This is a genomic window from Coprococcus sp. TM115-187, from assembly GCF_027679115.1.
In the GTDB taxonomy this organism is placed as follows: domain Bacteria; phylum Bacillota; class Clostridia; order Lachnospirales; family Lachnospiraceae; genus Allocoprococcus; species Allocoprococcus comes.
Genome location: NZ_JAQEKS010000031.1, coordinates 1 through 21,557, shown reverse-complemented (window position 1 = coordinate 21,557; position 21,557 = coordinate 1). Strand labels below are relative to the sequence as shown.

General features: G+C 41.8%; 20 protein-coding genes and 1 tRNA gene. 15 read left to right on the top strand and 6 right to left on the bottom strand.

Annotated features, from left to right (window positions below; all coding sequences use genetic code 11):
* Positions 1-10: 10 nt before the first annotated feature.
* From gyrB to dnaA, 5 genes are all read right to left on the bottom strand, one after another.
* Positions 11-1,927: a DNA topoisomerase (ATP-hydrolyzing) subunit B gene (gene gyrB / locus PGW42_RS14430; RefSeq protein WP_022220242.1), complete on the bottom strand. Its 1,917-nt coding sequence runs from the start codon at positions 1,925-1,927 to the stop codon at positions 11-13.
* A 10-nt stretch (positions 1,928-1,937) separates the two neighbouring features.
* Positions 1,938-3,023, bottom strand: a complete 1,086-nt coding sequence (recF, locus tag PGW42_RS14425; RefSeq protein ID WP_008371390.1) for a DNA replication/repair protein RecF — start codon at positions 3,021-3,023, stop codon at positions 1,938-1,940.
* A gap of 12 nt (positions 3,024-3,035) precedes the next feature.
* Positions 3,036-3,245 carry an RNA-binding S4 domain-containing protein gene (locus tag PGW42_RS14420; RefSeq protein ID WP_022220243.1) on the bottom strand — a complete coding sequence of 70 codons (210 nt, stop codon included), beginning with the start codon at positions 3,243-3,245 and terminating at the stop codon, positions 3,036-3,038.
* Between the two features lie 22 nt (positions 3,246-3,267).
* Positions 3,268-4,377 carry a DNA polymerase III subunit beta gene (gene dnaN, locus PGW42_RS14415; RefSeq protein ID WP_008371388.1) on the bottom strand — a complete coding sequence of 370 codons (1,110 nt, stop codon included), beginning with the start codon at positions 4,375-4,377 and terminating at the stop codon, positions 3,268-3,270.
* A gap of 182 nt (positions 4,378-4,559) precedes the next feature.
* Positions 4,560-5,960 carry a chromosomal replication initiator protein DnaA gene (dnaA, locus tag PGW42_RS14410; protein ID WP_117559185.1) on the bottom strand — a complete coding sequence of 467 codons (1,401 nt, stop codon included), beginning with the start codon at positions 5,958-5,960 and terminating at the stop codon, positions 4,560-4,562.
* A gap of 239 nt (positions 5,961-6,199) precedes the next feature.
* On the opposite strand from dnaA, the gene rpmH reads away from it, so the two are divergent.
* From rpmH to rsmG, 8 genes are all read left to right on the top strand, one after another.
* Positions 6,200-6,334, top strand: coding sequence for a 50S ribosomal protein L34 (gene rpmH, locus PGW42_RS14405; protein WP_022220244.1), 135 nt, complete (start codon positions 6,200-6,202; stop codon positions 6,332-6,334).
* A 58-nt stretch (positions 6,335-6,392) separates the two neighbouring features.
* Positions 6,393-6,737, top strand: a complete 345-nt coding sequence (gene rnpA / locus PGW42_RS14400) for a ribonuclease P protein component (protein WP_270203946.1) — start codon at positions 6,393-6,395, stop codon at positions 6,735-6,737.
* A 50-nt stretch (positions 6,738-6,787) separates the two neighbouring features.
* Positions 6,788-7,000 (top strand): membrane protein insertion efficiency factor YidD, encoded by a 213-nt coding sequence (gene yidD / locus PGW42_RS14395; RefSeq protein ID WP_008371384.1) that lies wholly within the window; start codon positions 6,788-6,790, stop codon positions 6,998-7,000.
* Between the two features lie 51 nt (positions 7,001-7,051).
* A complete protein-coding gene (locus PGW42_RS14390) occupies positions 7,052-8,323 on the top strand; it encodes a YidC/Oxa1 family membrane protein insertase (protein WP_117559189.1) in 1,272 nt (423 codons plus the stop codon).
* A 13-nt stretch (positions 8,324-8,336) separates the two neighbouring features.
* Entirely contained in the window at positions 8,337-9,245 is a 909-nt protein-coding gene (gene jag / locus PGW42_RS14385; RefSeq protein WP_022220246.1) for an RNA-binding cell elongation regulator Jag/EloR, read from the top strand.
* Between the two features lie 326 nt (positions 9,246-9,571).
* Positions 9,572-10,951, top strand: coding sequence for a tRNA uridine-5-carboxymethylaminomethyl(34) synthesis GTPase MnmE (mnmE, locus tag PGW42_RS14380; protein WP_008371374.1), 1,380 nt, complete (start codon positions 9,572-9,574; stop codon positions 10,949-10,951).
* Complete coding sequence (gene mnmG, locus PGW42_RS14375; RefSeq protein ID WP_270203947.1) at positions 10,917-12,809, top strand: tRNA uridine-5-carboxymethylaminomethyl(34) synthesis enzyme MnmG; 1,893 nt, start codon at positions 10,917-10,919, stop codon at positions 12,807-12,809. Before mnmE ends, mnmG begins: the two co-directional genes overlap by 35 nt.
* Positions 12,810-13,169: 360 nt before the next feature.
* Positions 13,170-13,886, top strand: coding sequence for a 16S rRNA (guanine(527)-N(7))-methyltransferase RsmG (rsmG, locus tag PGW42_RS14370; protein ID WP_008371371.1), 717 nt, complete (start codon positions 13,170-13,172; stop codon positions 13,884-13,886).
* A 534-nt stretch (positions 13,887-14,420) separates the two neighbouring features.
* Here the strand turns inward: rsmG and PGW42_RS14365 are convergent.
* The gene (locus PGW42_RS14365) at positions 14,421-15,374 is read right to left on the bottom strand and encodes an alpha/beta fold hydrolase (RefSeq protein ID WP_195250164.1); all 954 of its coding nucleotides are present in this window, start codon (positions 15,372-15,374) and stop codon (positions 14,421-14,423) included.
* Between the two features lie 444 nt (positions 15,375-15,818).
* Between PGW42_RS14365 and PGW42_RS14360 the strand changes: the two genes are divergently transcribed.
* The 7 genes from PGW42_RS14360 to PGW42_RS14330 all read left to right on the top strand — a co-directional run bounded on the left by PGW42_RS14360 (position 15,819) and on the right by PGW42_RS14330 (position 21,499).
* The gene (locus PGW42_RS14360) at positions 15,819-16,586 is read left to right on the top strand and encodes a ParA family protein (protein WP_117824052.1); all 768 of its coding nucleotides are present in this window, start codon (positions 15,819-15,821) and stop codon (positions 16,584-16,586) included.
* Positions 16,587-16,588: 2 nt separating this feature from the next.
* Positions 16,589-17,485, top strand: coding sequence for a ParB/RepB/Spo0J family partition protein (locus PGW42_RS14355; RefSeq protein ID WP_117836218.1), 897 nt, complete (start codon positions 16,589-16,591; stop codon positions 17,483-17,485).
* 3 nt (positions 17,486-17,488) lie between these two features.
* Positions 17,489-18,031 (top strand): DUF4446 family protein, encoded by a 543-nt coding sequence (locus PGW42_RS14350; protein ID WP_008371363.1) that lies wholly within the window; start codon positions 17,489-17,491, stop codon positions 18,029-18,031.
* Between the two features lie 120 nt (positions 18,032-18,151).
* Positions 18,152-19,432: a serine--tRNA ligase gene (gene serS, locus PGW42_RS14345; protein WP_117559203.1), complete on the top strand. Its 1,281-nt coding sequence runs from the start codon at positions 18,152-18,154 to the stop codon at positions 19,430-19,432.
* Positions 19,433-19,447: 15 nt separating this feature from the next.
* Positions 19,448-20,326 carry a DUF3881 family protein gene (locus tag PGW42_RS14340; protein WP_117824049.1) on the top strand — a complete coding sequence of 293 codons (879 nt, stop codon included), beginning with the start codon at positions 19,448-19,450 and terminating at the stop codon, positions 20,324-20,326.
* Between the two features lie 546 nt (positions 20,327-20,872).
* A tRNA-Arg gene (locus tag PGW42_RS14335) sits at positions 20,873-20,949 on the top strand.
* A 370-nt stretch (positions 20,950-21,319) separates the two neighbouring features.
* Complete coding sequence (locus tag PGW42_RS14330) at positions 21,320-21,499, top strand: hypothetical protein (protein WP_024721699.1); 180 nt, start codon at positions 21,320-21,322, stop codon at positions 21,497-21,499.
* The last annotated feature ends 58 nt before the right edge of the window (positions 21,500-21,557 follow it).

Here is a 21,557-nt window from a genome sequence, read left to right as displayed (position 1 = left end):
TGGTATTCTCCTATATATCTAAGTTCTTAACAAATTTTGCATTCTCTTCGATAAATTCTCGTCTTGGTTCTACTTTATCTCCCATCAGGGTTGTAAAGGTAAGATCCAGTTCGGAAGATGTCTCATCGTCCATTGTCACTCTTCTTAAGATTCGATGCTGCGGATCCATTGTGGTATCCCATAACTGCTCTGCGTCCATCTCACCCAGACCTTTGTATCGCTGAATCTTATTGTTCTGATCACGTCCGACTTCGCTGATGATCTTCGCCAGTTCTTCATCGCTGTATGCATACCAGACTTTCTTGTTCTTCTCCAGCTTGTAAAGCGGCGGCTGAGCCAGATATACATAGCCCTGTTTGATCAGCTCCGGCATAAAACGATAGAGGAATGTCAGAAGCAGTGTACTGATATGTGCTCCATCAACGTCGGCATCGGTCATGATGATGATCTTGTGATATCTCAGTTTGGAAATATCGAAATCATCATGGATTCCTGTACCGAATGCAGTGATCATTGCCTTGATCTCGGCATTACCGTAGATCTTATCCAGTCTTGCCTTCTCTACATTCAGGATCTTTCCACGAAGTGGCAGGATCGCCTGGGTCGCTCTGTCACGGGCTGTCTTTGCAGAACCTCCCGCAGAGTCTCCCTCTACGATGTAGATCTCACACTTGGATGGATCTTTGTCTGAACAGTCTGCAAGCTTTCCAGGCAGTGACATGCCTTCCAGTGCGGATTTTCTTCTGGTAAGATCTCTCGCCTTTCTGGCCGCCTCTCTTGCTCTCTGCGCCATAACCGACTTCTCAACAATTGATTTTCCAATAGCAGGATTCTGTTCAAGGAAGATCTGAAGCTGGCTGCTGACGATACTGTCAACCGCACCTCTCGCTTCACTGTTACCGAGCTTCTGCTTGGTCTGTCCTTCAAACTGAGGATCCTCGATCTTAACACTGATGATTGCTGTAAGACCTTCCCTGATATCCTCACCGGAAAGATTCGGCTCACTGTCTTTTAATAATTTGTTCTTTCTCGCATAGTCGTTAAAGGTCTTTGTGATCGCATTTCTGAATCCGACCACATGGGTCCCACCTTCCGGTGTTGTGATATTATTTACAAAACCATAGGTGTTATCTGTATAAGAATCATTGTGCTGCATTGCAACTTCAACTTCTACATTATCTTTTGTTCCTTCACAGTAGATGATCTGCTCATAAAGCGGAGTCTTACTGCGATTTAAGTACTGAACGAACTCCTTGATACCGCCTTCATAGTGGAACACTCTTTCCTTCGGTTCTTCATCCCGGAGATCAGTCAGGCTGATGCGAAGTCCCTTGGTAAGGAACGCCATCTCACGGAATCTCTGTTTTAACGTATCATAATCAAATACTGTATCTTCGAAAATAGTTTCATCCGGAAGGAAGGTTACCTTTGTTCCTGTCTTCTCCGGATCACATTCGTCTACAACCTTCAGCTTGTAAACAACATGTCCTTTTTCATATCTCTGTCTGTACACCTTCCCTTCGTGGCAGATCTCAACCTCAAGCCAGTCAGAAAGCGCATTTACAACGGAAGCTCCTACACCGTGAAGTCCACCGGATACCTTGTATCCTCCACCGCCGAATTTACCGCCGGCATGAAGCACGGTGAATACAACCTCTACCGCAGGGAGTCCCGCTTTGTGGTTGATCCCCACCGGAATACCACGTCCGTTATCTATAACCGTAATTGAATTATCCGGATTGATGAACACCTGGATATGATCACAGTATCCTGCAAGCGCTTCATCCACCGAGTTGTCAACGATCTCATAGACAAGATGGTGAAGTCCTCTTGAAGATGTACTGCCAATATACATACCAGGTCTCTTTCTTACTGCTTCCAGCCCCTCCAGTATCTGGATTTGGTCTGCTCCATATTCTGCACTCATATTGATCCTCCTAATTCTCTTTTGATACATGTCCGTTCTGAACATGGAATACTTTATTTATTGAAAATCGATGATTGACAAACTCGTCAAGTCCCGTACAGGTGATCAGAGTCTGTATATCATGAATACTGTCCAGTAAATAGTTTTGCCTGTGTTTGTCAAGTTCAGACAATACATCGTCAAGCAGCAGCACCGGCGTATCCTTTATGATCTGCCGTACCAGCTCGATCTCAGACAGTTTCAGCGAAAGTGCCGCTGTCCTCTGCTGCCCCTGCGATCCGAATCTGCGGATGTCGATCCCACCTGCCATAAAACAGATATCATCCCGGTGAGGTCCCACCGAGGTACTCTTCATCCTGATATCGCGCTCCCTGTTCTTCTCAAGCGCCGCCTCAAGCGAAAGTGCTCCGCATCCAGGTTCATACGAAAGGCCGATCCTTTCCCTGCCTCCCGTCAGTTTATGGTGAATATCTCCGATTATCGCATTGACCTCCTCGATAAACCGGAGCCTTCTCTGAATAATCTTTTCTCCATACTGAACCAGCTGCATATCCCATACATCCAGTGTGTCCAGTATATCATCTCTGTAATAGGCATCCTTCAGCAGACGGTTCCGCTGATTGAGTGTGCGGTTATAATTTGCCAGGTCACTAAGATACACCTTATCAAGCTGTGAAAGCTCCAGGTCCATGAACCTTCTCCTCTCCGCCGGACCATTTTTAATAATGTTCAGATCCTCCGGCGAGAAAAACACAAAATTCGTCAGACCGAAAAGCTCACTCGCCCTCCGGATCGGGACCTTGTTAATCGCAATCCCTTTCGGACTGTTCTTCTTCAGGTGCATATCGATCTGCCATGGAACGCCATTTTTCTCAATGACAGTCTCAATATGAGCCTCATCCTGCCCGAATCGGATCAGATCCCGGTCCTTCGTCCCCCTGTGAGACTTCGTGGTTCCCGACAAATACACCCCTTCCAGGATATTCGTCTTGCCCTGCGCATTATCACCGTAAAAAATATTCGTGGCATGATCAAATTCAATATTCAATATTTCATAATTTCTGTAATCTTTTAATTTTAATGATTTGATAATCATACCTGTGCCAGCCTATTTTTCAATCTTGATCTCTTCTCCGTTAAATGTAACAACGTCGCCGTCATATAATTTTTTACCACGTCTGGTATCTACTTCTCCATTAACCTTTACCAGACCTTCTGTAATGACTTCCTTGGCTTCCACACCGGATCCTACAAGACCTGCTGCTTTCAGTGCCTGACCAAGCTTGATAAATTCATCTCTGAGTTTGATTGTCTCCATAATTTTTGTCCTCTCTAAATTCCTATACTGCTCCACTGAAGTTCACCGGAAGAATCAGGTATACATAGCTTTCTCCTTCATCCTTGATAAAGCAAGGAGCCTTTGCATTCATAAAGTAAAGATCTGCTTCTTCGTCATCAATGACACGAAGTGCGTCAATGAGGAACTTCGGATTGAAGCCGATCAAGAGATCTTTTCCCTCTTTGGTGATCATAATCTCTTCATCCATCGTACCCTTCTCGGACTTGATCTTAAGTTCCATCATTTCATCCTGAATGTTGATGATGATCGGCTTCTTATCACCTTCTTTTACAAGAAGAGTTGCACGGTCAATACAGTTCAGGAGTTCTCTTTTATTGATTCTTACCTTTGTCTCATAATCATTGGACAGCATCTGCTCGATACGGAAATATTCTCCTTCAATCAGTCTGGATACCACAACGGTATCATCAAATTCAAATACAATGTGGTTCGCTGTGAAATACAGTCTCACTTCGCTGTCTGCTTCACCTGAAAGGATCTTGCTGACTTCGATCAGGGTCTTTCCCGGAACCACGATCTTCTTCGGTTCATAAGATTCCTTCAGCTCGATCTTGCGGATGGAAATACGGTGTCCGTCAAGGGATACCACTTTCAGAATATCCCCGTTCATATCGAAGAGTTCTCCTGTCATCAGTTTGTTGCTGTCGTTGTCTGCAATTGAGAAAATGGTCTGGCGGATCACTTCTTTCAGTGTGAACTGGGAAATGGAAACCGGATTTTCTCTCTCAATATACGGCAGATAAGAAAAATCTTCACCGGATTTACCGGAAATATTGAATTTTGCTTTTTCACAGGTAATGAGCGTCTGAAAGTTCACTCCACTTTCAATCACGATTTCATTATCAGGAAGCTTTCTTACGATATCTGAGAAAATCCTCGCATCCAGTGCGATCATTCCCTTCTCATCGATCTGCCCTCTGATCACAGTCTCGATCCCAAGCTCCATATCGTTCGCTGTAAGTTTGATAATATCTGTAGTTGCATCTATCAGAATGCATTCCAGGATCGGCATGGTTGTCTTTGTCGGAACAGCCTTTGATACAATGCTGACCCCTTTCACAAGATCTGATTTAAGACATCTGATTTTCATAATGTGTAAAACTCCTTTCGACGCGCAAAATATATATTTATATAAAACAAATCCGTAGTTATCTTAGTAGTGTCTGTTGAATTGTGGACAAGTACTTTAAGGCCTTGATCCGAAAGGATTTAAAGCTTTGACAAGTCCGTGGACAGTTCTTTTTCTTCCCTGGCAGATCATGGAAAACTTTTCTACAGCGGGCTGATTTTCTTCTGAATGATCTCGATCGTATTTCTCAAAGTCTCATCTTTTTCCACATCCCGGGCAATCTTGTCCACACCGTGGTTCACAGTGGAATGATCACGCCCTCCGAGCAGATCACCGATACTTTGAAGAGACGCATCCGTCATCTGCCTGCACAGGTACATCACGATCTGTCTGGCTCCGGCCGTTCTTGCATTTCTCCGACTCCCCTTAAGTTCAGAAACGGAAACATTAAAATGATCGGAGACAACATCCAGAACCAGCTCCGGCGTCACCTTGTGGCTTTCGTCCGGTGCGATCATATCCTTCAGTGCCTCTGCCGCCAGAGAAACATCAAAGTTCTTTCTTCCACCGATCCGGTATAATGCGATCAGCTTGTTAAGTGAGCCTTCCAGTTCCCGGATATTGGTCTTGATGTTCATCGCAATATACTGGATCACCTCATCCGGAATCTGATATCTTTCCAGTTGGTCCAGTTCTATTTTCTTATAAAGAATCGCCATACGTGTCTCGTAATCCGGCACCGAAATATCTGCGATCAGTCCCCATTCAAATCTTGTCCGCAGACGCGCCTCCAATGTCGTCATATCCTTTGGCGGTTTGTCGCTGGAAATGACGATCTGCTTTCCGGCATTGTGCAGATGATTGAACGTATGGAAAAATTCTTCCTGTGTACTTTCTTTGCCGATAATGAACTGTACGTCATCGATCAGAAGTACGTCATTATTGCGGTACTTATCGCGGAATGCATTCATCGCCAGATCGTTGCCGGTCTTTCCGTTGCGGATCGCCGTGATCAGGTCATTGGTAAATGTCTCACTTGTCACATACAGGACTTTCTTCGATGGTTCCCGGTCCAGTATGTAGTGTGCGATCGAATGCATCAGATGGGTCTTGCCAAGTCCTACCCCACCATATAAAAACAGAGGATTGTAAACCTCACCGGGAGATTCGGCAACTGCCAGTGATGCGGCATGTGCAAAATTATTATTCCCTCCTACCACAAAAGTATCAAACGTATACTTCGGATTCAGATTCGCTTTTTCAGCTATCGGGCTTACCTCTTTATGCTTATGTGTCTTCTCTTTTACGGGCGCAGTCTTCTCCAGATATCTGCGCTGCTGCTCGCGCGGCAGATCTCTGGGAATAAACTTAATCTGATACTCTGTCCCGGTAACTTCCGCGATGCATACTTTAAGCGGAAGAAGATATTTATTCTGAATGTGTTCGATGCTCGCCTTAAAATTAACGGTAAGATACAGAGTGTTGCCTCTGATCTCATATACCTCCAGCGGGCGTATCCACGTTTCAAAAGAAATGTTCGATAGAAAATATTCTACTTTTAGCTTTTGAATGATCTCTTCCCATTTTTCTTTTATGACGTCCATATTCCTGCCCCATTCATCTTCAAAATAAGCATAATCATACTCTTATATTCTACCTTAAAACGATTTCAGAATCAATCAAAAACCATAAACTTATTCATAATTTCCTTAAAATAAGGGTCGAAACTTTATTAAAACTGCTTGACGGAGACAGCTTTTTTGATTATAATGAAGTACGATGTCTTAAAAACGTAAATAAGCTTCTATTCATATAAGAAGAAATCGATAGGAGGTGGATATCAATGAAGATGACATTCCAGCCAAAGAAACGTTCCAGAGCGAAAGTTCATGGATTCAGAGCAAGAATGGCCACAGCAGGTGGAAGAAAAGTTCTTGCAGCAAGAAGAGCAAAAGGAAGAAAAGTATTATCAGCATAGGTCACATATATGTGGCCTTTTCTTCTATGCAAATTTATGTAAATCGGGAGAATAAAGTATGAAATTTTCCGAATCATTGAAGAAAAACAGGGATTTCCAGTCTGTATACAGAAAGGGAAAAACTTATGGCAACAAGTACCTTGTAATGTATCTCCTGGCGAATGATCTCGGACGCAACCGCGTCGGAATTTCCGTCAGCAAAAAAGTTGGGAACAGCATCATAAGACATCATTTAACAAGGCTGATCCGTGAGAGTTACAGGTTACACGAAGAACAGTTCCAATGTGGATATGATATCGTGATCATCGCAAGGACGACCGCCAAAGACCGGTCATACCATGAGATTGAAAGCGCTCTCATCCATCTGGGCAAACTTCATCACATTTATTCGGACTGCAATTAGCCAGTTCAGTATATCGAAAAGACGGATATACACTACGAGGCACTGAAATTATGAAAAAGATATTATTATATTTGATTCGTTTTTACAGAAAATATTTATCACCTATGAAGGTATATACCCACTGTATTTACATTCCAACCTGCTCAGAATATGCTTTGGAGGCCATTGAAAAATACGGTGCGTTTAAAGGAGGCCTTCTGACCGTATGGAGAATCCTCAGATGCAATCCATTCGCCAAAGGTGGATATGATCCGGTGCCTTAAACCTATAGGCCGTCCAAATACCGGGACGGAAATGTTTATGGAGGAAAGGTTATGACAGGAATTTTAATGACACAGGTCAGCACACCGATCATCGGACAGGCTGCCTGGCTGCTCGGTAAGATCATGGATGGTATTTACCGGGTAATGGATTTAATCGGCATTCACAACCTGGGTGTATGTATTATTCTTTTGACAATTGTCATCTACACTTTACTGATGCCGCTCACCATCAAGCAACAGAAATTTTCCAAGATGTCCGCTGCAATGAACCCTGAGCTCCAGAAGGTTCAGCAGAAGTACAAAGGAAAAAATGATCAGGCTTCCATGCAGAAGATGCAGGAAGAAACACAATTGGTTTATGAAAAATACGGAGTATCACCGACCGGCGGATGCTTAAGTATGTTTATCCAGTTCCCAATTCTCTGGGCAATGTACTATGTAATCCGCAACATCCCTGCTTATGTTGGGCAGGTTAAAGCGGTATACACACCGCTTCTTACCTCTATCATGGCACAGGATGGATGGCAGAAGGTCATGGAAAAGATCGGCGAAGCAAAACCGATCCTTATGTCCGCCTCCAAATATGATTACTCTGATAAAAACGTACTGATCGACGTACTGTACAAATTCCAGACTTCAACCTGGGAAACTCTCGGCAAGAAGCTTCCGGATCTGCAGCCTACGATCGACAGCACCGTCGATACATTAAAGTCCATGAATAACTTCCTTGGACTTAACATTGCGGAAACTCCTATGAACCTCATTAGCAACGGTGTAAAAGCCGGCGCATGGGGAATTGTGATCATGGCAGTGCTGATTCCTGTCCTTTCAGGACTTTCCCAGTACCTGAGCGTGAAGCTTTCTCAGCAGACAACTGCAGTTACGAACAATCCGCAGGCTGACCAGATGGCTTCAACCATGAAGACAATGAACGTTACCCTTCCTCTTGTATCTGTATTTATGTGTTTCACATTACCTACAGGTCTTGGAATCTACTGGGTTGCAAGTGCCGTTGTCCGTATGGTACAGCAGTTCTTTATCAACAAACATCTGAATAAGATTCCGATGGATGAACTGATCAAAGAGAATATGGAAAATGCTGCTAAAAAACGCAAGAACAAAAACGAAGTGGATGCAAGCAATGTAAACAAAATGGCTCATAAGAACGTGAAAAACATTCATGAGCCGGTAAGAACAGCTGCTCAGACAAAAGAACTTGAAGAAAAGCTTGAAGAAGCCAAGAAGAAAAATGAAAATGCAAAGGCAGGAAGTCTTGCAGACAAAGCAAACCTTGTAAAGCGCTTTAACGAAGGCCAGAAATAGGGGGACAAGTCAAATGAATGAGATTACAGTATCAGCAAAAACTTTAGACGATGCCATCACAGAAGCTTCTATCCAGCTCGGCGTAGCAAGTGATCAGATGGAATATGACGTGATTGAAAAAGGAAGTGCAGGCTTCCTCGGAATCGGAAGCCGTCAGGCAGTTATCCGTGCCCGTATCAAAAAAACTGTAACAGAAGAAATCAAAGCCGAAGAAATCAAACCGGAAGAGATCAAAAAAGAATTCAAGAAGGATTTCCGAAAAGACCGCAAGGAATTCGTTGGACACAAAGAACGTAAAGAGTACAAAGAACACAAAGAATACAAAAAAGATTCGAAAAAGGACTTCAAAAAAGAGCCTAAGAAAGAATTTGTAAAAGAAAACAAAACAGAAACAGCCTCTGCCGTAACAGCAGCAGCTCCGGTTTATGAAGAAAAGAAAGAACTTCATGTAGCCGTTGTAACAGAAGCGACACAGAAGATCTGTGAAAAATTCTTACAGGAAGTTCTTCAGGCAATGGGAATGGGCGAAGTAACTATCGTATCCTCCATTGATGAAGAAGGTGCTCTTGCAATTGAGATGAGCGGTGACAACATGGGTATCCTGATCGGTAAGCGTGGACAGACATTGGATTCTCTCCAGTACCTCACCAACCGTGTAGCCAACAAGTCACAGGATGGTTATGTACGTGTCAAACTCGACACAGAAGACTACCGCAAGAGAAGAAAACAGACTCTTGAAAATCTCGCAAAGAATATCGCTTACAAAGTAAAACGAAGCAGAAAGCCGATCTCACTGGAGCCGATGAATCCTTATGAAAGAAGAATCATCCATTCCGCTCTGCAGGCTGATGACAGAGTTTCTACCCACAGCGAGGGCGAAGAACCATACAGACGTGTTGTTGTAACACCGAACCGCCGTTAAACAGTAACGCAAATTGGTTGCATACACCGTTATAACTGAATCATTCACAGTAAACCGCAGTCATTTAATGGCTGCGGTTTTTTACTGTTCACTCCCGTGTCAATCACTACGCTGATTGGCACGGAGGATGCACGTTTTATCTTGAATGGCATCTCGCCCATCGCCAAAGGCGATTTAAAATGGCGAGATGCGTTGCTGGTCACAGGTACTGTGAACAGTAATGCGGTTTTTTTCTACTCTTCACAATAGGCACTTCCATTTTGACAGCTTTCGGGGTAAAATGATAACATCGCATTTATTACAAAAGTATAGAAGGAAGCAATAAAATGGGATTTAAAACAGACACAATCGCAGCAATCTCCACAGCAATGACTAATTCCGGAATCGGAATCGTGCGTCTCAGCGGAGAAGATGCGTTTTCTATTATTGACAAAATTTACAAAGGCAAAAGCCCGAAGCTTCTGTCCGAACAAAAAAGCCATACCATTCACTATGGCTATATCATGGACGGAGAGCAGACGATTGATGAAGTGCTGGTTCTTTTAATGCGTGGGCCGCACAGCTACACCGGTGAAGATACTGTGGAAATCGACTGTCACGGCGGTGTATTTGTCACAAGAAAGATACTTGAAACCGTGATCAAATACGGTGCAAGACCTGCTGAACCGGGTGAATTTTCCAAAAGGGCTTTTCTGAACGGCCGAATGGATCTGTCACAGGCCGAAGCCGTGATCGATATCATCAGCTCCAAGAATGACTATGCACTACAAAGCTCGGTAAACCAGTTGAAAGGCTCTGTCCACAATAAGATTAAAGAAATCCGTGAAGTAATCCTTTACCATACCGCTTTTATCGAAAGTGCACTGGATGATCCAGAGCATATCAGCGTAGACGGATATGGTGACAGTCTCCTGGGCGTCGTAAAGGATCTGCAGCAGAAAATCCAGTGTCTTCTGGATACTGCCGATGACGGACGTATCATCAAAGAAGGCATCAAGACGGTTATCGTCGGGAAACCGAACGCCGGGAAATCCTCTCTGATGAACGTTCTGGTAGGCGAAGAAAAGGCAATCGTAACCGAGATTGCCGGAACCACAAGAGATGTTCTGGAGGAAAATATCCAGCTTCAGGGCGTTTCTTTAAACATCATGGATACCGCCGGAATCCGCGATACCTCTGATATCGTAGAGAAGATCGGTGTGGATAAAGCAAAAGAAAACGCAGAAAAAGCCGATCTGATCATCTATGTGGTCGATGCATCCAGACCTCTTGATGAAAATGATCACGAGATCATCGAGATGATCCGGGATAAGAAAGCTGTGATACTACTGAATAAGAGTGACTTATCCACAGTTGTTGATAAAAAGGCATTAGAAACGTTGATAACTAAGCCAATGATCGATATTTCCGCAAAAGAGGAGACCGGGATCCATGAACTGGAATCTACTTTAAAAGAGATGTTTTATCACGGTGATATCTCATTTAACGATGAGGTTTATATCACCAATATCCGACACAAAACAGCTCTTGCCGATGCACTTTCCAGCCTGAAAAAGGTAGAAGAGAGCATCGAAAACCAGATGCCGGAAGACTTTTTCACAATTGACTTAATGGATGCATATGAATCTCTGGGAAGCATTACCGGAGAGACGATAGGAGAAGATTTAGTAAATGAAATATTCAGCAAATTCTGTATGGGAAAATAAAGACGCATACGACATCGTTGTAGTTGGTGCGGGACATGCCGGCTGCGAAGCTGCCCTTGCCTGCGCAAGACTCGGTCTGAAAACGATTGTTTTCACCGTAAGTGTAGAAAGTATCGCCATGATGCCATGCAACCCGAATATCGGCGGTACCTCAAAGGGACACCTGGTACGTGAGCTGGATGCGCTCGGCGGTGAAATGGGAAAGAACATCGACAAGACATTTATTCAGTCAAAGATGCTGAATAAATCTAAAGGGCCTGCCGTTCATTCCCTGCGCGCCCAGGCAGATAAGAACAAATACAGTAATACCATGCGACAGACGCTGGAAAACCAGGATAACCTGGAGATCCGTCAAGGTGAAGTCGTCAATATCCTTGTGGAAGATGGTTCTGTAACGGGCGTTCAGACCTATTCTGGTGCTATATACCGCTGCAAGGCCGTTGTACTGTGTACCGGAACCTACCTGAAGGCAAGATGCATTTACGGTGATGTCAGTACGCATACCGGTCCAAACGGACTGCAGGCAGCAAATTATCTGACCGACTGTCTGAAGGAGCTCGGTATTAAGATGTACCGCTTCAAAACCGGTACACCGGCACGTATCGACAAGCGCAGCATTGATTTCAGCAAAATGGAAGAGCAATTCGGCGACGAGAGGGTCGTACCTTTTTCGTTCACAACGAATCCAGAAGATGTGCAGATTGAGCAAGCTTCCTGCTGGCTTACCTATACCAATCCTACAACCCATGAGATCATCCGTAAAAACCTGGATCGTTCCCCACTTTATTCCGGTATGATCGAAGGCACCGGACCACGTTATTGTCCGTCTATCGAGGACAAAATTGTAAAATTTGCCGATAAAGAACGGCATCAGGTGTTCATTGAACCAGAAGGTCTGGAAACCAATGAAATGTACATCGGCGGAATGTCAAGTTCACTTCCAGAGGATGTTCAATATGAAATGTACAGAAGTGTGCCTGGTCTTGAACACGCAAAAATAGTTAAAAATGCTTACGCAATCGAATATGACTGTATCGATGCAAGACAGCTTCATCCGACACTTGAGTTCAAATCTATTCATGGTTTGTTCAGCGGTGGTCAGTTCAACGGAAGTTCGGGATATGAAGAAGCAGCCGCTCAGGGACTTATTGCCGGAATCAATGCCGCACTGGAGGTCCTTGGAAGAGAACAGTTAATTTTAGACCGTTCCCAGGCTTATATCGGTGTTCTGATCGATGATCTGGTTACAAAAGAAAGCCACGAACCATATCGTATGATGACTTCACGTGCCGAATACCGGTTACTCCTGCGCCAGGACAACGCCGATCAGAGACTAACCGAAATAGGGCACAAAATAGGGCTTATTTCAGACGAGAGATACCAGATGTTGTTAGACAAAGAAGAAATCATCCGCAAGGAGATCCACAGGCTTGAGCATACCAACGTTGGAACTTCCCAGGAAATCACGGATTTTCTCACAAATTGCGGCAGTACGCCTCTTACTTCAGGATCTACACTTGCTGAGCTTATTAAGCGTCCTGAGCTGAATTATGAGCTTCTCGAACCTATCGACCATATGCGAACAGAAAGCTTCAGCCGAGAGATTGTGGAACAAATTGATATCAACATCAAATATGAAGGCTATATCAAGCGCCAGTTAAAACAGGTAGAACAGTTTAAAAAGCTTGAAACCAGGAAAATACCGGCAGATATCGATTACGATGCTGTTCCGAGCCTACGAATCGAAGCTGTGCAGAAATTAAAGCAGTTCCGACCGCTTTCCATCGGTCAGGCATCCCGTATTTCCGGTGTCTCACCTGCCGATATTTCTGTATTACTGGTATATCTAGGACATTAGACCGCCAGATAACCAGACCTGTATTTTGATCTTTTTTGGGATATTACAGAATCCATTATTTCTGGTTTCTGTTTTTCCCTTTATATAGATGTGTACTTTTGAGGGCATCACCCAAAAAGTACACATCTATTTTCAAAGAAATGGTTTTATCGTGTACTTTATAGGGCAAAAAGTATGTTTTTTCATCTTTTCGTATACCTTTTAGGTGCATGATTGTATTTTTTTAAAAACATTATCACTTTATCGTGTACCTTTAAGGTGCTATCTTCTCAGAAATTGTGTACCTATTTGGTGCAAAACAGTGTAAATTACTGTTTATTTTCCGCAAAGATGTGTACTTTTAGGGGAAAAAGGAGCAATATGAGTAAAAAATTTGAGCAACAGCTTGCAGAATTAGGTATCACATTAACGCAGACCCAGTTTAATCAGTTTGATAAATATTACGAAATGCTGGTGGAATGGAACAAGGTTATGAATCTCACCGGTATCACCGAGTACGAAGAAGTAAACGAAAAACATTTTGTCGACAGCCTTGCATTAGTAAAGGCCCTGGATATCAGTAAAGTTCAAACCGTGATCGATATAGGAACAGGCGCCGGATTCCCCGGAATTCCTTTAAAAATCGCCTTTCCGCACCTGAAAATCACGTTGCTTGACTCTTTAAATAAGAGAATCCGTTTCCTTGACAGTGTGATTGAAGAGTTAAATCTTACGGATATCCATACAATCCACGGCAGAGCAGAAGATTTTGCCCGTCAGGCAGACTACAGGGAACAGTTTGACCTCTGTGTTTCACGTGCAGTGGCCAATTTATCTACATTATCCGAATACTGCCTCCCTTATGTAAAAGTTGGTGGATTCTTTGTTTCTTACAAATCCGGTGATATTGTCGATGAACTTTCCGCTGCAAAAACCGCAGTACATGTCCTTGGAGGTACACAAAATAAACCAGTTGTATTCCAGCTTCCAGGCAGTGATATTAGCCGTTCATTTGTAAAGATCAAAAAAATCAAGCCTACCGGGAAGAAGTTTCCTCGAAAAGCAGGACTTCCTTCCAAAGAACCTATCCACGGATAAACAGCTATACATACCTGTAGTCTGTATATGCCGCAATGGAAATTGAACTATTTTTTCTTTATCTTGAACTTCTGCTATTAGTTCTTTTTATAATAGTTCAATTTTAATTGTTATAGTTTATTCTATTTTGTATTTTTGATAGTTCAATTTTTGTATGCATTGAAAATGTATTTTTATTTTTTTGTATGCAGTTCTGCCAGAAATTTGTTTTCCTATTTCATTTCAAAAAGCGGGTAAGTTCAATTTTTTACCCGCTTAAAATCTGATTTTTTATTTTCATTTAACTTGATTATTTCTACAAAAAGCCCAATAATCATCCTTCTGTTTTGTTTTTCAGAGAAAGACAATTTCCATAGAAATTCCCAGAGTTGCATGTCGGTTTTCATGGTGTTCATGAGCAGAATAAGTACCAGTTCTGTTTGCTATTAGATAATCGCAAAAGTTGATCAAGAGCCATATATAGCCAAATGCGGGATGTACACCGAAGTGTACATCCCGCATTTGGCTATAATGTGTACCTGAACGTACTTTATATTATTCAGCAGAGAAAAGGATATCCAGCTGTTCTGCGAATCCTTCCGGTTGTTCAATTTGAGGAAGATGTTTCGTATCCTTTATACACATGCATTCTATAGCAGGCACATGCTTCTGATATTGTTTAGCAATCTCAATACTGTTTTCATCATATTGTCCAGAGATAATGCAGATACTATTTGTCGCCTTGCGAATGCAATGATAAATATTTGTCTTTGTATATCCTCCTTTGATACTTGCAAACAAATATTTTGAATGTGCGTTTTCATTATGAGCAGATTCATGGTATATCTTCGTCATCTGATAATCTATCGTATCTTCGTCATACAGATACTTATCCACAAATTTTTCATCAATCGCTTCTCTTGAATGAATAATGTTGTACAGTAGCGTACCAATAATCGGTATTTCGATAAGGAACTTCAGCGTCTTGGTTCTCTTATTCGGACATTTTGCAAGTTCCGTAAGTGACAGTGGATTCACCATACAAATCTTTCCAATCACGTTTTCATCATTTCCGCATGCCATAACTGCAATAGCAGCCGATTCTCCCGTAGCCACAACATCTGCCTTTTCGCCAATGATATGTTTAATAAAATCCGTCAGCATTTGCACATAAAGAAAATTAGTATAAGTAATATTTGGTTTTTCAGATCGTCCACAGCCTAGCAGATCCACGGTATAAACAGTATACTTTTCTGCAAGAATTGCCGCTACTTTTTTCCATTCTACGCCAGAGCTTTCTGCATCCAAATCATGAAGTAGAAGTAGTGGTTTACCATTTCCCTGTTTTCTATAATAGATTTTTCCAAATCTCCAGTCATAATAGTTTCCCTCAGATGAGTTTAACAAACTGTCTTTTGTTGCCATTTCTATAAGTGTTTTATTTATCAGATGGATTGTAATCGTACCAAGTGTTGCTAAAATCGCGCAGCTTTTCAATTTATTTTTCATCGTCAATTGCTCCCTTCTCCGAATCATTTTTGTCCAGATTCAGCAAGATTATACTCGCAAATAATATCTGTTTTTGTATAATATTTTACCTTGCGGCTTATAGATAAGTATACCATAATCTCCTCACAGTTTAAAGATTTACATCATGTTATTGTTCCTTGGTTTTCGGCAAAATGTTTCACGTGAAACATTTTATCTCTCCTTTTTCAGCTGTTCATAGCCAAATATATTTTCATTTATCTAAAATATTTTTCATACATTTTTATATTTCACTTTATGTAGAATGTTTCACGTGAAACATTCCCGCATTTATAAAAAATGCCGAAATAAATGTTTCACGTGAAACATTTAGTAGATTTAGATAAAGTTTAGTGTTACAATTATATCTAGATGTAAATAAAACTTCATATATATTTGCACACTATTAGAAAGGAGGTAATTGCAATGGGACGAATAATTGCCGTTGCCAACCAAAAGGGTGGCGTTGGAAAAACTACAACAGCGATCAATTTATCCTCGTGTTTAGCGGCGAAAGGGCAGAAAGTTCTCGCAATCGACATGGATCCACAGGGTAATATGTCCAGCGGTCTTGGTATAGATAAGGATAATGTTGACTATACTGTATATGATCTTTTAATTGGCGAAGCCACTATAGAGCAAGTGTTACACAAAGAAGCAATTGAAAATCTCGACGTAATTCCCGCAAACATTGATCTATCTGGCGCCGAAATAGAGTTACTCGAGACCGAGAACAAAGAATACATTTTAAGAGATGAGGTGCTTAAGATAAGAAGTAATTACGATTACGTCATTATCGACTGCCCACCTTCACTTAGTATGCTGACAATCAATTCAATGACTACAGCAGATACAGTATTGGTTCCAATTCAATGTGAATACTATGCACTAGAAGGATTGAGCCAGCTGATTAAAACAATCGAGCTTGTAAAAGAAAGATTAAATGAAAATCTTGAAATGGAAGGTGTTGTATTTACTATGTATGATGCCAGAACCAATCTTTCTCTTCAAGTTGTTGAAAATGTAAAAGATAATCTTGATCAGACAATTTACAAAACTATCATTCCACGTAATATACGACTTGCAGAGGCCCCAAGTCATGGCTTGCCAATCAACTTATATGATCCTCGTTCAACAGGAGCTGAAAGTTATATGTTATTAGCAGATGAAGTAATTCATAAAGGAGAAGAGTAAGCATGACAGCAAAACGAGGCGGACTTGGAAAAGGTCTGGATAGTTTAATCAAAGAAAACAAAACCGCAAAACATACTGCACCAGCTAAAAAAGAAGTAGTGAATGCCGGTCCAATCATGATGAAGATCAATGATGTGGAGCCAAACCGTGACCAGCCAAGAAAACATTTTGAGGAAGATGCTCTCTTGGAACTTGCTGATTCAATCAAACAGTTTGGAATCCTTCAGCCTCTGATTGTTCAGAAGCGGAACGATTACTACGAGATCATCGCCGGCGAGCGTCGCTGGCGTGCAGCAAAGCAGGCCGGTATCAAAGAGGTCCCTGTTATCATTAAAGAATACACGGATCAGGAAATCGTTGAGATTTCTCTTATTGAAAATATTCAGCGCGAAAATCTGAATCCAATCGAAGAAGCGCAGGCATACAAGCGTCTGCTAAATGAATTCAGTCTGAAGCAGGACGAGGTAGCTGAGCGCGTTTCAAAGAGCAGAACTGCTGTAACAAACTCCATGCGTCTTCTAAAGCTGGACGAGAGAGTACAGCAGATGATCATTGATGACATGATTTCAACCGGGCATGCGCGTGCTCTTCTTGCAATCGAGGATAAAGAACAGCAGTACATTCTTGCCAATAAAGTATTTGATGAAAAGCTCAGTGTCAGGGATACCGAAAAACTTGTCAAAGAACTGAAAAAGCCAAAAAAAGAAAAAGAAAAGCCTGTTATCCAGAATGCGTTTGTATATGAAGATCTGGAGGAACGTATAAAATCAATCATCGGTTCCAAAGTCCATGTCAATCATAAAGCAAATGGAAAAGGCAAAATTGAAATTGAATATTATTCGGACAACGATCTGGAACGTATATTTGAATTGTTAATGTCAATACAGGAAGGAGAATAATATATGGAAAGTAAAATTCTAAAATCACTTGGAATTGATCCGGCGTATATATTTCTTTTTCTTATCATGCTGATCATATTGATGTTTCTTCTTTATATTAATGTCAATATGAAATACAACCGTCTGAAATCGAGCTATAACGTATTCATGCGCGGACAGGACGGTAAAACGCTCGAAGAAAGCTTCAGTGCAAGATTCGATGAACTCGATGAACTTTCCAATATTGCCCACGAAAACAAAGCGGACATCCGCATATTGTATCGTGCGTTGCGAAGCAGCTACCAGAAAGTCGGTATTGTAAAATACGATGCTTTCGGTGAAATGGGTGGAAAACTCAGCTTCGCTCTCACAATGCTTGACAACGACAACAATGGATGGATCCTCAATTCCATGCACAGCAGAGATGGCTGTTACACTTATATAAAAGAAATTGTGCGTGGTGAAAGTTACATTGAGCTCTCTGAAGAAGAGGCCGAATCACTAGATCAGGCCGTTTACCAGGAAATGTATGATCCGGATGTACAAGATGCGATCAAACCACAGTAATTTGCCTGAATCCCTTGATAATCCTCAGGTGATAGAATAAGATGATGTAAGTGGAAAAATTTACTTTTGCCACTCACATCATAAGATATAAAAATAAAGGAATAAGACAGGAGAACAATTATGTTAGATATTAAATTTTTAAGACAAAACCCAGATGTTGTAAAAGAAAACATCAAGAAAAAATTCCAGGATGAAAAGCTTCCACTTGTAGATGAAGTAATTGAGCTTGACAAGAGAAACCGTGAAATCAAAGGTGAAGTAGAAGCACTCCGTGCTGAGAAAAACAAAGTTTCCAAAGAAATTGGCGCATGCATGGCTCATGGTGAAAAAGAGAAAGCAGAAGAGCTTAAGAAAAAAGTTCAAGAAAACGCTACCCGTATGGAAGAACTTTCTGCTGAAGAAAAAGAAGTAGAAGCAAAAATCAAAAAAGATATGATGGTTATCCCAAATATCATCGATCCATCTGTACCGATTGGTAAAGACGACAGCCAGAATGTTGAAATTGAAAAATTCGGCGAACCGGTTGTTCCGGACTTTGAAATTCCATACCATACAGAAATTATGGAAAAATTCAACGGAATCGATCTTGAAAGTGCAGGAAAGGTTGCCGGAAATGGTTTCTATTATCTGATGGGAGATATTGCACGTCTTCACTCAGCAGTTATCTCTTATGCACGTGACTTTATGATCGATCGTGGATTCACATACTGTATCCCGCCTTTCATGATCAGAAGCAACGTTGTTACAGGCGTTATGAGCTTTGCCGAAATGGATTCTATGATGTACAAAATTGAAGGCGAAGACTTATATCTGATCGGAACCAGCGAGCATTCTATGATCGGTAAATTCATCGATACCATGCTTGATGAAGCTGAGCTTCCAAAGACACTGACTTCTTATTCTCCATGCTTCCGTAAAGAAAAAGGTGCTCATGGAATCGAAGAACGTGGTGTATACCGAATCCATCAGTTTGAAAAGCAGGAAATGATCGTTGTATGCAAACCGGAAGAAAGCAAAGAATGGTATGATAAATTATGGAAAAACACTGTTGATCTGTTCCGTTCTCTTGATATCCCGGTTCGTACACTGGAATGCTGTTCAGGTGACCTTGCCGACCTTAAAGTAAAATCTTGTGACGTAGAGGCATGGTCTCCAAGACAGAAGAAATACTTTGAAGTAGGAAGCTGCTCTAACCTTGGTGATGCACAGGCAAGACGTCTTGGCATCCGTGTAAAAGGAAGCGACGGAAACAAATACTTCGCACACACACTGAACAACACAGTGGTAGCTCCTCCGAGAATGCTGATCGCATTTCTCGAGAACAATCTTCAGGCAGACGGTTCTGTCCGCATTCCTGAAGTACTTCGTCCATACATGGGCGGTAAGTCTGAAATCAGATAGAAAACGAGGTAAATTTTGCATAAATATTTAAACGCTATCGGATTCCACGATATCGCATCTGAACGCGAATGGTATCAGATTCTTCTTGAATCCGAAAAGAATTTTTCCGGATATGACCGTATTGCCTTGGACGAACACACAGATCTCTGTGAGCTTCGCAGGGAATACGGCAACGGAATTGGCATTTCTTCCTACGGCTTTATCGATGAAAATGATGAAGCGTTCCGCAGAGAATGCTATTTCCCATATTTTTCAGGCAGTGGAGTCAGCTCTTATGCTGATATTGCAGTAGAACAGAAAACCTTCTCACCGACCTATGTTGGTGTCTGCGAGGATGTAAAGCTCGGCTGCAGTATCATTTTCCATATTCAAAACGGAATGGAATACATAAAAGAAGCCACTCTCGGCGGTCTGAACAAAAGTTCAATCTCTGTAACATTTTCCGGGCTTGCCTTAAGTGGGAAAATTTTGCTTCCGGTCACAAAGGATACAGGCGCTGCGGACAAGAGAGCGGAAGAGCTCCGCAACCGGATGATGCTCATGAGCGCAGCAAAGGAAGGGAATCCCGATGCCATTGAAAGCCTTACGCTTGACGACATCGACACCTATGCCGCAGTATCAAAAAGAATCCGTGGGGAAGATATTTACAGCATTGTCGATACACATTTTATGCCATCTGGTCTTGAATGTGACCAGTATGCGATCCTTGGTGAGATTCTGAATATCGATACCATTGAAAATCTTCTTACTGGGAAAGAACTTTATGTTCTTACAGTTGAAACCAATGAGCTTCAATTTGATGTATGCGTACCGGTTGAAAAGGTAATTGGCGAACCGGCAATTGGAAGACGGCTGAAGGCACAAATCTGGCTGCAAGGGCATATTAATTTTTAGGAAAAAATTTTGACTTATATAAAAAGCATGACCAAATTTCTTTTAATTGAAAATTAGTCGTGCTTTTTGTATATGCGCTTCAGAACATTCGACTTTACATAAAGAAGTCCTATAAAAGCTATTTCACATACAAAATCCCGCTTTGTTACCTCACCATAATTATCCCATAATTATTCTCTTAGAAAAGCATTTGACATTTTCATGTTCAAACGGTATGATATATGTGTATGTTCTATTAGTTAAATGAATATAACAAGTGTCTCCTAAGAGAAAGCCGAGGCATTCCCCAAATTGGGGAACGTTCTAATGTTACCAAAGCAAAAAAATCTGTAGATTGACAACTTGAAAAAGAGTTGATAATCTTATATATGGCCGAAGGGAAAAATCCCAGAAACCCAGTAAAATCAAGGGTTTGCGGCATGTGTCGTCATAGCTCAGCTGGATAGAGCACTCGCCTCCTAAGAATATGTTATAACGACCGCCTTTCGGGCAAAGGCGATTGACATTGAGTAAGTTTAAGACTAAAATTGAATAGATTTTAAAGATGTTTCCGTAGCTCAGCTGGATAGAGCGACCGCCTCCTAAGCGGTAGGTCGGGTGTTCGAATCACCTCGGGAACGCCAAAAACTCCGCCGGAAAACCCAGTAAAATCAAGGGTTTCCGGCGTTTTTTCATTTTTACGGAAAAAGTGAAAAATCGTAAAATTCACAGATTTTCATTAGCAAAATCTCCGTCAGCTAATGGAAATTAGGACGAATGTCGTCCGCCTTTCAGGTGAACGACTTGCTAATAAAAATTAGCAGGATTTTCGCTATTTTGCTAATGAAAATGCCCTCTCTGCTAATGGCAGAAAAATTCGAGCAAAATTCCTGCTAATGAATAAGGCGTTCGTTACCCTGTTAATTCGTTCATTTAGGGGTGGTCAAGCGACAATCGCACACTACTTCTATGCCATTTCTTATTATATAATTGCGGTAACAGGAGGTGGTTGTTTTGAAAGAACAAAAATATCATTTATACCTTTCCAAGGACGAATACAGCGAAGTGCTGCAATCACTTATCCGTTTGAAGAACAGCCTGATAGCACAAGGCAGATACACGGACGCAGCAGATGATATTATTTGCAAGGTGCTTTCAGCCAAGAAAAGAAAGTTCAAAATCAAATATATCTGAATCGAGTAGGAGGCGGTGACTAACCGCCGTCCTCTCACACCACCGTGCGTACCGTTCG

Coding starts and splice junctions, on each gene's coding strand:
- PGW42_RS14390 (WP_117559189.1), top strand. CDS start 7,052: ATGACAGGAATTTTAATGACACAGGTCAGCACACCGATCATCGGACAG.
- rpmH (WP_022220244.1), top strand. CDS start 6,200: ATGAAGATGACATTCCAGCCAAAGAAACGTTCCAGAGCGAAAGTTCAT.
- PGW42_RS14360 (WP_117824052.1), top strand. CDS start 15,819: ATGGGACGAATAATTGCCGTTGCCAACCAAAAGGGTGGCGTTGGAAAA.
- dnaN (WP_008371388.1), bottom strand. CDS start 4,377: ATGAAAATCAGATGTCTTAAATCAGATCTTGTGAAAGGGGTCAGCATT.
- yidD (WP_008371384.1), top strand. CDS start 6,788: ATGAAAAAGATATTATTATATTTGATTCGTTTTTACAGAAAATATTTA.
- rnpA (WP_270203946.1), top strand. CDS start 6,393: ATGAAATTTTCCGAATCATTGAAGAAAAACAGGGATTTCCAGTCTGTA.
- dnaA (WP_117559185.1), bottom strand. CDS start 5,960: ATGGACGTCATAAAAGAAAAATGGGAAGAGATCATTCAAAAGCTAAAA.
- serS (WP_117559203.1), top strand. CDS start 18,152: ATGTTAGATATTAAATTTTTAAGACAAAACCCAGATGTTGTAAAAGAA.
- PGW42_RS14420 (WP_022220243.1), bottom strand. CDS start 3,245: ATGGAGACAATCAAACTCAGAGATGAATTTATCAAGCTTGGTCAGGCA.
- rsmG (WP_008371371.1), top strand. CDS start 13,170: ATGAGTAAAAAATTTGAGCAACAGCTTGCAGAATTAGGTATCACATTA.
- mnmE (WP_008371374.1), top strand. CDS start 9,572: ATGGGATTTAAAACAGACACAATCGCAGCAATCTCCACAGCAATGACT.
- gyrB (WP_022220242.1), bottom strand. CDS start 1,927: ATGAGTGCAGAATATGGAGCAGACCAAATCCAGATACTGGAGGGGCTG.
- PGW42_RS14350 (WP_008371363.1), top strand. CDS start 17,489: ATGGAAAGTAAAATTCTAAAATCACTTGGAATTGATCCGGCGTATATA.
- PGW42_RS14355 (WP_117836218.1), top strand. CDS start 16,589: ATGACAGCAAAACGAGGCGGACTTGGAAAAGGTCTGGATAGTTTAATC.
- recF (WP_008371390.1), bottom strand. CDS start 3,023: ATGATTATCAAATCATTAAAATTAAAAGATTACAGAAATTATGAAATA.
- PGW42_RS14365 (WP_195250164.1), bottom strand. CDS start 15,374: ATGAAAAATAAATTGAAAAGCTGCGCGATTTTAGCAACACTTGGTACG.
- mnmG (WP_270203947.1), top strand. CDS start 10,917: ATGAAATATTCAGCAAATTCTGTATGGGAAAATAAAGACGCATACGAC.
- jag (WP_022220246.1), top strand. CDS start 8,337: ATGAATGAGATTACAGTATCAGCAAAAACTTTAGACGATGCCATCACA.